Here is a 13,343-nt window from a genome sequence, read left to right as displayed (position 1 = left end):
AATTAAACTGATAGAACAGATTTCCACCAATATTCATGCTCTATATACCATTTAACTGTTTCTTTTATACCTGAATCAAAATCATATTTTGCCTTCCAACCTAACTCATTCTCTATTTTAGATGGGTCGATAGCATATCTTAAGTCATGACCAGGTCTATCATTTACATAGGATATTAAATCCTCAGATTTACCTAAAATATTTAATATAGTTTTTACTACTTCTATATTACTTCTTTCATTATGACCACCTATATTATAAACCTCACCAATTTTTCCTTTATGTATTATTAAATCTACAGCAGTACAATGGTCGTATACATGTAACCAGTCTCTTATATTTTCTCCATTTCCATACACTGGCAATTGTTTGTCTTCAAAAGCATTTAAAATCATAAGCGGTATCAATTTTTCAGGAAAATGATATGGCCCATAATTATTTGAACATCTAGATATAGTTGTTGGAAGTCCATATGTCCTATAGTAAGAGTTAACCAATAAATCTGCTGCTGTTTTAGACGCTGAATAAGGGGAACTTGGATTAATAGCTGATTTCTCTGTAAAGAATAAATCCCTTCTATCAATTGGTAAATCACCATAGACTTCATCTGTAGAAACCTGATGATATCTTTTTATCCCATATTTTCTACATGCATCTAAAAGTACTTGTGTTCCTATAATATTTGTTTGTATAAATAATTGTGGATTTTCAACTGACCTATCTACATGAGATTCTGCCGCAAAGTTAACAACTATATCAAACTTTTCCTCTTCAAATAATTTATAGACATGCTCTCTATCTGAAATATCTCCTCTAACAAATTTATAATTGGGCTTATCTTGTACTTCTTTTAATGTTTCCAAATTACCAGCATAAGTCAATAAATCTAGATTAACAATAGAATAATCTAAATACTTATTAATCATATAATGTACAAAATTACTCCCAATAAATCCTGCTCCTCCAGTTATCAGTATTTTTTTCATATTTTTCTCCTAAATATTAATTCTAATAAATTTTATTAACGTTCTACACAGATATCTTTAAAACTTTTTTGTTTTTTGTCCTTTACTGATAAGAATATTTCTTCAATTCCTTCTAAAGGCCAATCAATCGATACTTGCTTATCATTCCACATAAAACCACTCTCAAATTCTGGATAATAATAATTTGTACACTTATAACTAAATACAGCTTTTTCTGATAAAACTAAAAATCCATGTGCAAATCCTTCTGGAATATAAAATTGCTTTTTATTTTTCTCAGACAGTATTACTCCTTCCCACTCTCCAAATGTTTGTGAATCTTTCCTTAAGTCAACTGCAACATCGAAAACTTCTCCCTCTGTAACTCTAACTAATTTTCCTTGAGGATATCTATTTTGAAAATGCATTCCCCTTAATACGCCTTTCCTTGAGGTAGATTCATTATCTTGAACAAAACACATATCAAGTCCAAACTCCATAAAATCTTTTTTATTATAACTCTCAAAAAAATATCCTCTATCATCATAAAACACATTTGGTTCGACTATATATAGCCCTTCTATTTTTGTCTTTATAAAATTGAATTTTCCCATTACAATAAACTCCTTTATTGAAATAAAATTTATAATAAATTTTATTTCATATTACATATCTTCATTGGCTAGTTTTAATAGATACTGACCATACTCAGTTTTTATCAGTGGTCTAGCTAGTTCAATTAACTTCTCTCTACTTATATATCCCTTTGTATATGCAATCTCTTCTAAACATGCTATATACAATCCCTGTCTTGTCTGAACTACTTCAACATAATTAGAAGCATCTAATAGCCCCTTATGTGTACCAGTATCCAACCAAGCCATACCTCTTCCTAAAAGTTCTACTTTTAGTTTTCCTCGTTTTAGATATTCATTATTTATTGAAGTTATTTCTAGTTCCCCTCTATCTGATGGTTCAACAAGCTTTGCTATTTCTACAACATCATTGTCATAAAAGTATAACCCTGGTATAGCATAATTAGATTTAGGTACTTTAGGTTTTTCTTCTATTGATAAAACATTAAACTCTTCATCAAATTCCACAACACCAAACGCATTTGGATTACTAACATGATATCCAAATATGGTTGCTCCAGTTCTTTTAACTGCATTCTCTAATCTTTCGCTAAATCCATACCCATAAAATATGTTATCACCTAATACAAGAGAAACACTATCACTTCCTATAAATTCTTCTCCTATTATAAATGCTTCTGCAATCCCATTTGGTTTTTCCTGAATTGCATATGCTATTTTAAGTCCCAATGAGCTTCCATCTCCAAATAATTCCTCAAAAGCTATTATATCTCTTGGTGTAGATATTATGAGTATTTCTTGTATCCCTGCCAACATAAGAACTGACATTGGATAATATATCATTGGCTTATCATATATTGGAAGTGTTTGTTTTGATATACATTTTGTTATAGGATATAGTCTTGTTCCAGACCCTCCTGCTAAAATAATTCCTTTCATATTTATTCCATCCTTAAATTCATTTTTTATCATATTATTATTATCGTATAAATAAAAGAAATATTTATATTTTTTGTAATATCTTATTTTGTTGTATAAAAATAAATCATTTATTTTATACTTATATCATAATATCATATTTTTTTAAATACTCTTCAATAGATTCCTCCCACCTTCTAAATGAATTCAATCCAATTAATTTCAGCATAAAATTATCAAGTACAGAATATTGTGGTCTTTGAGTTTTACTCTTAAAATCTTTACTTTTAATTGGATTTACTTTTATATCTATATTTTTTAACTCAAATATCTTTTTAGCAAAATCATACCAACTACACTCACCTTCACATGTGGCATGATAAACTCCATAATTCTCTGTTTCCATAATATTTATTATAACCTTTGCTAAGTCTACTGTACTTGTTGGACTCCCAAACTGGTCATCAACGACATTAACTTCTTTATTTTGTTTAGAAAATTTTATCATAGTCTTTACAAAATTATTTCCATCACCATATAGCCATGCTGTTCTCAATATAAAGTACTTATGTGAGAATTGTTCCACAAATTTTTCTCCCATAAGTTTACTTTTTCCATAAACAGAATTAGGTTCAGTTTTATTATCTTCTTTATATGGATATTTAGAAATACCATTAAATACATAATCAGTTGATATGTGGACAAGTTTAGCATTCACTTTTTTTGATGCTATTGCTAAATTCCTAGCTCCTAAAGAATTTATTTTATATGAAGTTTCTATATTGTCTTCACATGCATCGACCTTTGTATATGCTGCACAGTTTATAATTACATCAGGTTTATTATATGTTATAAAGCTATCTACATTAGCTTGATTAGATATATCTAAATCATCTCTTGTTGTAGGTAATATATCATATTTTACTTGTTTTATACTTTGATTAATTGATTCTAATTGATTGACCAATTCTCTCCCTAATTGACCATTAGACCCTGTTATTAATATTTTCATTGATTGTTTTACCCTCCAATAAATATTCAATTCCTCTTAATAATTAATTATAACATAGCTTATATTTTGACTTAGGTAGAATATATATTATTTTTATATAAATAAAAAAAGAGATGTAACATTAAATGATTATCATCACATTATTACATCCCTTTAAATCTAAATATATAAAATATATTGTAATTACCAATTAATTACCAGAATCCTATCTAAAATACTTAACTCCAGATTCAAATATCTTTTGATCTTTCTCACCTATGATATTCTTAAATACTTCCTCACCAATTCTCTCAGAATGTCCCATTTTACCAAACACTCTACCATCAGCACTAGTTATACCTTCAACAGCATAGAATGAACCATTTGGATTAAATTCAATATCATAAGTAGCTTCATTATTAAAATTAACATATTGAGTTGCTACTTGTCCATTAGCAATTAATTCCCTCATAACATCTTCACTAGCAACAAATTTACCTTCTCCATGAGAAATAGCTATATTGTGAATATCTCCAACATTAGTTTGAGCTAGCCAAGGAGATTTATTAGATGAAATTCTAGTTCTAGCAATCTTAGCTTGATGACGTCCAATATTATTGTAAGTAAGTGTTGGTGCACTTTCATTTGGAACTCTTATTTCTCCATATGGAACTAAACCTAACTTAATTAATACTTGGAATCCATTACAGATACCTAACATCAAACCATCTTTTTGAGTTAAAAACTCATTTATAGCTTCTTGAACTCTAGGGTTTCTAAATACAGTAGCTATAAATTTACCAGAACCATCTGGCTCATCACCAGCACTAAATCCTCCTGGTAACATTATTATTTGAGAAGATTTTATTTCATTCACTATTGTATCTATAGAATCTTCTATGTCTTTATAAGTTAAATTCTTAAATACTCTTATATTTGCATTAGCCCCTGCTCTTTCAAATGCTCTTGCAGAGTCATATTCACAGTTTGTTCCAGGGAATGCTGGTATAAATACTCTTGGAGTAGCTATACTTAATGATGATTTTTTAGCCTCTCCTTGTGATATATAGCTTATAGTCTCTATTTTTGATTTTACTTCTTCTGTTTTAGTTGGGAATATAGGCTCTAAAGTACTACAATGCGCTTTATATAATTCATCTAATGAAAGTTCTTCACCTTTAATGAATATACTAGCATCTTTAACTGTACTTCCAAGCACTATGTAATTATATCCATCTAACATGCTTAAATCATCATTTGCTAATTCAAGTACTATATTTCCATAACTAGCTTCAAATAATTTATCATCTGTATATACTTTTTCAGCTTCTTCATTAAACTTAAATCCTATTTTGTTACCAAAAGCCATTTTACTTATTGCTTCACCTACACCTGCAAATCCCAATGCATATGTTGATAAAACTTTATTTTCATGTATAAGTTCTCTTACTTTATCTAAGTTTTTCTTTAGTTCTTCAAAGTCTATAACATTATTTTCTGCTTTATTTACACATAACATTACTACTTTTGAATCTGCTTTTTTAAATTCTGGAGATACTACTTTTCTAGCATCTACTGTATCAACAGCAAATGAAACTAATGTTGGTGGAACTTCAATATCTTTAAATGTACCAGACATACTGTCTTTTCCACCTATAGCAGGTATTTCAAACTTACTTTGTGCATAAAATGCTCCTAAAAGTGCTGAGAATGGTTTACCCCATTTTTCTGGATTGTTACCAAGTTTTTCAAAGTACTCTTGGAATGTAAGTCTTGTTGTACTGTAATTTCCTCCAATAGCAACTAATTTACATACAGATTCTACTACTGCATATAAAGCTCCATGGAATGGACTCCATTTCCCTACTTTTGGATTATATCCATAAGTCATTATTGTAGAAGTATTAGTTTCTCCACCAAGAACTGGTATCTTAGCAACCATACCTTGAGTTGGAGTGGCTTGATACTTTCCACCAAATGGCATAAGTACTGTATTACCACCAATTGTATTATCAAACATCTCTACTAATCCTTTTTGAGAACAAACATTAAGGTCAGATAATACTTTTGTAAATTTATCTTTCATACTTGCACACTTAACATCTTTTACTATTTCATTAGAGCTAAAGAATGTATTTTCTTCATCTACTTTAGTAACATGGACATCAGTAGTTTGTTTCACTCCATTTGTATCTAAAAACTCTCTATTTATATCTACAATTGCTTTTCCATTCCAGAACATTCTTAAATATCCTGTATCAGTTACTGTAGCTACATGTGTAGCTTCTAAGTTTTCTTCTACTGCTAATTGTATAAATTTATCTTTATTTTCTTTTTTTATAGCTACTGCCATACGCTCTTGTGATTCTGAAATTGAAAGTTCAGTTCCATCAAGCCCATCGTATTTTTTAGGCACTAAATCTAAGTTTATGTCCAAACTATCAGCAATCTCACCTATAGCAACACAAACCCCACCTGCTCCAAAGTCATTACATCTTTTTATCATTTGAGCAACTTCTTTATTTCTAAAGAATCTTTGTATTTTTCTTTCATTAGGAGCATCTCCTTTTTGAACTTCTGCACTACAAGTCAATATTGATTCTTCACTATGCTCTTTAGATGAACCAGTTGCTCCTCCACAACCATCTCTTCCTGTTTTTCCTCCAAGAAGAACTATTACATCTCCTGCTTCTGGTCTTTCTCTTACTACATTTTCTTTTGGTGCTGCTGCTATAACTGCACCTATTTCCATTCTTTTTGCAACAAAGTTTTCGTCATATACTTCTGCAACTTGTCCAGTTGTAAGACCTATTTGGTTCCCATATGAACTATATCCATGAGCTGCTTCTGTAGTTATTTTTCTTTGCATAAGCTTTCCAGGTAAAGTGTCCTCTAAAGTTGTTCTTGGGTCAGCACTTCCTGTAACACGCATTGCTTGATAAACATAACTTCTTCCTGATAATGGGTCTCTTATAGCTCCACCTAAACAAGTAGCTGCTCCACCAAACGGCTCTATTTCAGTTGGATGGTTATGAGTTTCATTTTTAAACATTACTAAATATTTTTCCATCTTTCCATCAACTTCAACATCCACATTTATACTACATGCATTTATTTCTTCACTTTCATCTAGGTCATTTAACTTACCATTTTTCTTTAATTCTTTTACTGCAACTGTAGCTATATCCATTAAGCATATATCTTTATGTCTATTAACATATACATTGTCTCTTGAGTTAAGATACATTTGATACGCTTCTTTTACTATATCATTAAATTTACCATCTTCTATTTTCACATTTTCTATTTCAGTCATAAAAGTAGTGTGTCTACAATGATCAGACCAATAAGTATCTAGAACTTTTATTTCTGTTATAGTTGGGTTTCTCTTTTCTGTATCTTTGAAATATTTTTGAACATGTTGTAAGTCTCCTAAAGTCATTGCTAATCCTTTGTCACTTACAAATGATTTTAATCCGTCTTCATTTAAATCTATAAATTCATCTAATATTTCAACTGCTGTTGGTATCTCAGTTTCCATTTTTAATGTTTCTGGTTTTTCTAAAGATGCTTCTCTACTATCCACTGGATTTATGCAGTAATCCTTTATTTTGCTAAATTCTTCATCAGTTATTTTACCTGATAATATATAAACCTTTGCTGTATTAATAGCAGGTCTTATACCTTGATTTACTATTTGGACACATTGAGCTGCCCAGTCACCCCTTTGGTCATATTGACCAGGTAGGAACTCTATTGCAAATACTCTTTCTCCATTTAATTCTGGTATTTCCTCATAGTATACTACATCTAGATTTGGCTCAGAAAAGATTGTCTTTGCTGCATTTTCATAAACATCTTCTGATATTCCTTCTACATCATATCTATTTAATATTCTTAAATCTTCTATACTACTTATGTGCAAGCTTTCCACTAAATCCTTTTTTAAAGCTTTAGCCTCAAGGTCAAAACCTTCTCTTTTTTCAACTAGTACTCTTCTAACCATTGAGTCTTTATTTCCAGTATTCAACATACCTTATCCTCCATTTTAGAAAAATTATCTACCTATGTCTGTTCTATAGTGCATTCCTTCAAAGTTTATTTTTTTTATATTTTCATAAACTTTTTCTGCTGCATCTTTAACTGTAGCTGATTTTGTAGTTATACCAATTACTCTTCCCCCATTAGTAACTAAATTGCCGTCAAGCATCTTAGTACCACTGTGGAATACTACTATATCATCATCTAAATTTTCAAGACCAGTTATAACTTTTCCTTTTTCATAACTGTCTGGATACCCACCTGATGTAAGCATAACACATACAGCTTCATCATCACTATAATTTATTTCTATGTCTTTTAACTTATTATCAAGTATAGCTTCCATTATTTCATGTAAATCTGTTTCTAATCTAAATAAAACAGATTGTGTTTCAGGGTCTCCAAATCTTACATTATATTCAAGTACTTTCTCTCCATCATCAGTTATCATAAGACCAACAAATAAAATACCTTTAAAGTTAAGTCCATCTTTTTTGAATCCTTCTAATGTTTTTTCTAGTACTGTTTCTTTTACTTTATTTGCTAATTCTTCTGTATAGATTTCACTAGGTGAAAAAGTTCCCATTCCACCTGTATTCGGTCCTTGTTCATAATTGTTTACCTTTTTATGGTCTTTTGCACTTGCCATAGGAACTATTGTATTATTGTCTACAAATGCCAAGATAGAAGTTTCTATACCTTTTAAAAATTCTTCAATTACTATTTTATCTCCAGCAGTTCCAAATTTCTTATCTGACATCATTTCTTTTAAAGTTGCTATAGCATCTTCTCTATTTTCAGGTATTACAACACCTTTTCCAGCAGCTAATCCGTCCGCTTTTATTACTACTGGATACCCAAAGCTATCTATTTCTGATATAGCTTCTTCTAAGTTTGTATATTCTTTATATTTTGCAGTAGGTATGTTATGCTTTATCATAAAATCTTTTGAAAAAGCTTTACTTCCTTCAAGTTGAGCACATTTTTTATTAGGTCCAAATACTCTTAAACCTTCTTTTTCAAATTCATCTACTATTCCCATAACTAGTGGTACTTCTGGACCTACTATTGTTAGACCTATTTTGTTATCCTTGGCAAATTTTAAAAGCCCTTCTACATCAGTATCACCTATATTTACACATTCTGCTACATTTGCGATTCCTGCATTACCTGGCGCACAATAAACTTTTTCTACATTTTTTTCATTGCTTAATTTCCAGCATATAGCATGTTCTCTTCCGCCACCGCCTACAACCAATATCTTCATAATATCCTCCTTAGTGTTTGAAGTGTCTTATTCCTGTAAATACCATAACCATATCATACTTATCACAAGCTTCTATTGAATCTTTATCTTTTATAGAACCACCTGGCTGAACTACTGCTGATATTCCATATTCATGAGCTAATGTTACACAATCATCAAATGGGAAAAATGCATCTGATGCTAAAACAGCTCCTGTAAAATCTTTATCTTTATTATTTTCAAGAGCATTTTTTAATGCCCAAATTCTTGATGTTTGTCCACAACCTAGAGCTAGAGTTTGACCATTTTTTACTATTGCAATTGCATTTGACTTCATATTTTTTACCACTCTCATACCAAATTCCATGTCTTTAAGTTGCTCATCTGTTGGTTTTGCTTTTGTTACATTTTCACTTTTTTCTGCTAATGTATTGTTTCTATCTTGTATCAATAATTTTCCATCTAAGTATTTCATTTCATATGGTTGTAAACTATTTTCTATCTTAGCTAATTTTAAGATTCTTAGATTTTTCTTTTGTTTAAGTATCTCTAATGCTTCTGGTTCAAAATCGTATGCTACTACTATTTCTAAGAATATTTTATTTAATTTCTCTGCTGTAGCTTTGTCTATAGTAGAAGTTATTCCTACTATTCCACCAAAGATTGATACTTTATCTGCTTCATAACATTTTGTATATGCTTCAAAAGCATCTTTTCCTAATCCTACACCACATGAATTAGCATGTTTTATAGCTACTGAAACTACTTCTTCACTGTCTTTAAATTCTCTCATAACTTCTAAGCAACCATGTAAATCATTTAAGTTGTTGAAAGAAAGTTCTTTACCACCTAGTTGTTCATAATTTAAGATTGGATTTTTTGCATTTGATTGTGAATATAAGAAACCATTTTGATGTGGATTTTCTCCATATCTTAAAGTTTGTTCTTTTTGGAAAGTTAAATTTAATATGTCAGGATATGTATCTCCTACTTCTCCAGCAAAATAGCTAGATATTAAAGCATCATATCTTCCTGTAGTTGAGAAAGCTTTATATGATAATTTTTTTCTATCTTCTAATGTCATTGTGTCTGTTTTTAATTTTTCTATTATAGAATCATAATCTTTTATATCTACTACTACTATTACATCTTTATAGTTTTTAGCAGCAGAACGTATCATAGATGGTCCACCGATATCTATATTTTCTATCATTTCATCGTGGCTTTTTCCAGCTTTTAAAGTTCCTTCAAAATCGTATAGATTTACAGCTACTAAATCTATTGAATGTATTTTATGTTCATTCACAGTTTCTACATGAGATTCTTTGTCTCTTTTATAAAGTATTCCACCATGTATATATGGATTTAATGTTTTTACTCTTCCATCCAATATTTCTGGGAAGTTTGTAACATCTTCAACTTGCATTACATTAACTCCATTTTCTTTTAATGTCTTAAAAGTATTTCCTGTAGATATAATTTCATAGTCTAACTTATTTAATTCTTTAGCAAATTCAACTACACCTGTTTTGTCAGTTACACTTATTAAAGCTCTCTTACTCATTTATAAACACTCTCCTACCTTGAAGTTTTAATTTATTTTCACAAAAAAGACTTAAACTCTCTTCCAAAATCCTATGTTCAACTTCTAACACTCTTTTTGCAAGTGTTTTTGCATCATCATCTTGATTTACCTTAACTACATCTTGCATTATTATTGGTCCAGTATCAGCACCTTCATCCACAAAATGAACTGTAGCACCAGTTACTTTAGCCCCATAATCTATTACTCCCTGATGGACTCTTTCTCCATAGAATCCAGCCCCACAAAATGAAGGAATTAATGATGGATGTATGTTTATCATTTTGTTTCTAAACTCATTAACCAGCTTTGGGCTGATTATTTTTAAATAACCAGCCAAAACTACTAAATCTATTTTATTTTCTTTAAGAATTTCTATTATCTTGTCTTCATTAGTTTCACAAATTGCCTTTATGTTATGATTTTTAGCTCTCTCTAAACCATAAGCATCTTGCTTACTTGAGATAACTACTTTAACCTGACCTTTTATTTTTCCAGACTCAGTACCATCTATAACTGCTTGTAAATTTGTTCCTCCACCAGATATCAAAACTCCTATATTTAGCATAATTCTACACCTTCATGACTATCTACTACTTCACCAATTATATATGCTTTATCTTCTAATAATTCACTATACTTTTTATCTACATAAGCAGCATTGTCATTTTCTCTATTATTTATAAAGTTTACAACATCGTTGGCATTTTCTTTATCTACTATTAAAACTAGTCCAATACCCATATTAAAACTCTTATGAAGTTCTCTCTCATCTACAGCATTAAAACCTTCTATCATTTTAAATATAGGAGGTTTCTCCCAAGATTTCTTATTGATATCTAATCCTAATCCTTTAGGTATAACTCTTGTTATATTTTCTATAAGCCCTCCACCAGTTATGTGAGCTATAGCTTTTATATCATGTTTAGCTAATACATCTAAAGCTAACTTAACATATATTTTAGTTGGTGTTAAAAGTGCTTCCCCAACTGTCATTCCTAGTTCTTCTACATATTGTTCCATCTTATAATCATAAGTTTCTAAGAATATCTTTCTTATAAAAGAAAATCCATTACTGTGTACTCCACTTGAAGATATACCAACTAATACATCTCCTGATTTAACATCATTTCCAGAAACAATCTTTTCTTTGTCAGCTATACCTACAGAGAATCCTGCTAAATCATAATCATCATCTCCATACATTCCAGGCATTTCAGCAGTTTCTCCACCAATTAGTGCACAACCAGACATCTTACAGCCATCTGCTATTCCACCAACTACTTTTTCTATATGCTCAGGAACTAATTTTCCAAGAGCTATATAATCAAGGAAGAATAATGGCTTAGCACCTTGACATATTAAATCATTTACACACATTGCAACTAAATCTATTCCAACAGTATCATGCTTGTCCATCATTTGAGCTATTTTTAACTTAGTCCCAACACCATCTGTAGATGCAAGCAAAACTGGTTCTTTCATTCCCACAAAATCTTTTAAACTGTATAATCCACTAAAGTTTCCTAAATCTCCAACTACATTTCCATCATAAGTTCCTTTAATTTTACCTTTTATAAGGTCTACTGCTCTATTTCCTTCATCTATATCTACACCTGATTCTTTATATGTTAACATGAAAGTAGTTCCTCCTTATCAATTTTTTTAACTGGGTATTCTCCATCAAAACAAGCTTTACAGAAAGTAGACTTATGTTCTGCTGCATCTAACATTCCTTCTATATCTAGGAATTTTAAACTATCACATCCAATATATTCTCTCATTTCTTCTACGTTGTTACTTGATGCAATTAACTTAGAGCGATTTGGAGTATCTATTCCATAATAACAAGAGTAAGCTACTGGAGGAGATGTTATTCTAAGATGAATTTCTTTTGCTCCTGCTTCTCTTAAAGATTTTACTAACTGTTTAGATGTAGTTCCTCTTACTATTGAATCATCTACTAAAATTATAGATTTTCCTTTTATTACTGTTGAAAGAGGATTTAATTTTATTTTTACAGCTATTTCTCTTTCCTCTTGTGTAGGTTTTATAAATGTTCTTCCTACATATCTATTTTTAACTAGACCTTCACTTATTTTTAATCCACTAGCATTTGCATAACCAATAGCTCCTGGCCAACCTGAATCAGGAACTGGAACTACTACATCTGCTTTTACATTTTCATCTTGAGCTAATCTTTCCCCACATTTAATTCTGAACTCATATGCATTTACATTATCTATAGTTGCATCATTTCTTGCAAAGTATATGTGTTCAAATATGCAACTTTTCTTAACTGGTTTATAATTTTCTGAATAAAAATATGATTTTAATTCACCATCTTTAACTACTATTATTTCTCCTGGCTCTACATCTCTTATAACTTCTCCGCCAAGTATGTCTATTGCACAATTTTCTGATGCAAATATATATTCATCACCCTTTTTACCAAGTACAAGAGGTCTGAATCCATGTGGATCTCTAACTGCAACCAATTCATCTTGACTCATTATTACAAGGGCATATGCACCTTTGATATAGTCCATTGTTACTTTTAAACTTTCTACTATATCACCTTTGTAATATCTTGCAAGTATATATAAAATTACTTCTGTATCTGAATTAGTTTGGAACATATATCCATCTTCTTCTAGCATATCTTTTAAATAATTTGCATTTACTAGATTTCCATTATGAGCTATAGCTAATTGTCTTTTTCTGCAACTTCCAACTAAAGGCTGACAGTTAGAAACATGACTTCCTCCAGCTGTTGAATATCTAACATGTCCAATACCTATATTTCCTTTTAACTTAGATAATTCACTTTCCTTAAAAACATCTCCAACTAATCCCATATCTTTTTTGTACTTAATTTCTCCATCATCTAAAAGAGCTAAACCACAGCTTTCCTGCCCTCTGTGTTGCATAGAATATAAAGAATAATATAGTTCTTTAGTTACATCTTTATTAGAGTAAATCCCTAAAACTCCACACATACATT

10 protein-coding genes are annotated in these 13,343 nt (G+C 30.3%); all 10 read right to left on the bottom strand.

Translation table 11 applies throughout. The features are described 5' to 3' along the window. Window positions 1–2 precede the first annotated feature (2 nt). The 10 genes from rfbB to purF all read right to left on the bottom strand — a co-directional run bounded on the left by rfbB (window position 3) and on the right by purF (window position 13,338). Complete coding sequence (gene rfbB, locus IC175_RS15400; RefSeq protein WP_227851697.1) at window positions 3–986, bottom strand: dTDP-glucose 4,6-dehydratase; 984 nt, start codon at window positions 984–986, stop codon at window positions 3–5. Window positions 987–1,021: 35 nt separating this feature from the next. Further along, on the bottom strand, window positions 1,022–1,579 hold the full coding sequence (rfbC, locus tag IC175_RS15395; RefSeq protein WP_227851696.1) for a dTDP-4-dehydrorhamnose 3,5-epimerase: 558 nt from the start codon (window positions 1,577–1,579) through the stop codon (window positions 1,022–1,024). Between the two features lie 51 nt (window positions 1,580–1,630). Further along, on the bottom strand, window positions 1,631–2,500 hold the full coding sequence (gene rfbA, locus IC175_RS15390; protein WP_227851695.1) for a glucose-1-phosphate thymidylyltransferase RfbA: 870 nt from the start codon (window positions 2,498–2,500) through the stop codon (window positions 1,631–1,633). Between the two features lie 121 nt (window positions 2,501–2,621). Then, window positions 2,622–3,491: a dTDP-4-dehydrorhamnose reductase gene (gene rfbD, locus IC175_RS15385; RefSeq protein ID WP_227851694.1), complete on the bottom strand. Its 870-nt coding sequence runs from the start codon at window positions 3,489–3,491 to the stop codon at window positions 2,622–2,624. Window positions 3,492–3,696: 205 nt separating this feature from the next. Further along, a complete protein-coding gene (locus tag IC175_RS15380; protein WP_227851693.1) occupies window positions 3,697–7,503 on the bottom strand; it encodes a phosphoribosylformylglycinamidine synthase in 3,807 nt (1,268 codons plus the stop codon). A gap of 24 nt (window positions 7,504–7,527) precedes the next feature. Next, window positions 7,528–8,778 carry a phosphoribosylamine--glycine ligase gene (purD, locus tag IC175_RS15375; RefSeq protein WP_227483464.1) on the bottom strand — a complete coding sequence of 417 codons (1,251 nt, stop codon included), beginning with the start codon at window positions 8,776–8,778 and terminating at the stop codon, window positions 7,528–7,530. Window positions 8,779–8,788: 10 nt separating this feature from the next. Next, window positions 8,789–10,321, bottom strand: a complete 1,533-nt coding sequence (purH, locus tag IC175_RS15370; RefSeq protein WP_227851692.1) for a bifunctional phosphoribosylaminoimidazolecarboxamide formyltransferase/IMP cyclohydrolase — start codon at window positions 10,319–10,321, stop codon at window positions 8,789–8,791. Continuing rightward, on the bottom strand, window positions 10,314–10,907 hold the full coding sequence (purN, locus tag IC175_RS15365) for a phosphoribosylglycinamide formyltransferase (protein WP_227434636.1): 594 nt from the start codon (window positions 10,905–10,907) through the stop codon (window positions 10,314–10,316). Before purN ends, purH begins: the two co-directional genes overlap by 8 nt. Then, window positions 10,901–11,977 (bottom strand): phosphoribosylformylglycinamidine cyclo-ligase, encoded by a 1,077-nt coding sequence (gene purM, locus IC175_RS15360; RefSeq protein ID WP_227434635.1) that lies wholly within the window; start codon window positions 11,975–11,977, stop codon window positions 10,901–10,903. The genes purN and purM overlap by 7 nt, the downstream gene beginning before the upstream one ends. Further along, complete coding sequence (purF, locus tag IC175_RS15355; RefSeq protein WP_227434634.1) at window positions 11,971–13,338, bottom strand: amidophosphoribosyltransferase; 1,368 nt, start codon at window positions 13,336–13,338, stop codon at window positions 11,971–11,973. Before purF ends, purM begins: the two co-directional genes overlap by 7 nt. Window positions 13,339–13,343 lie beyond the last annotated feature (5 nt).

Origin of the sequence: Clostridioides sp. ES-S-0123-01 (genome assembly GCF_020658415.1) — a bacterium.
Classification (GTDB): domain Bacteria; phylum Bacillota; class Clostridia; order Peptostreptococcales; family Peptostreptococcaceae; genus Clostridioides.
The sequence above is the reverse complement of the archived record's forward strand: the minus strand, read 5'-3'. Positions and strand labels throughout refer to the sequence as shown.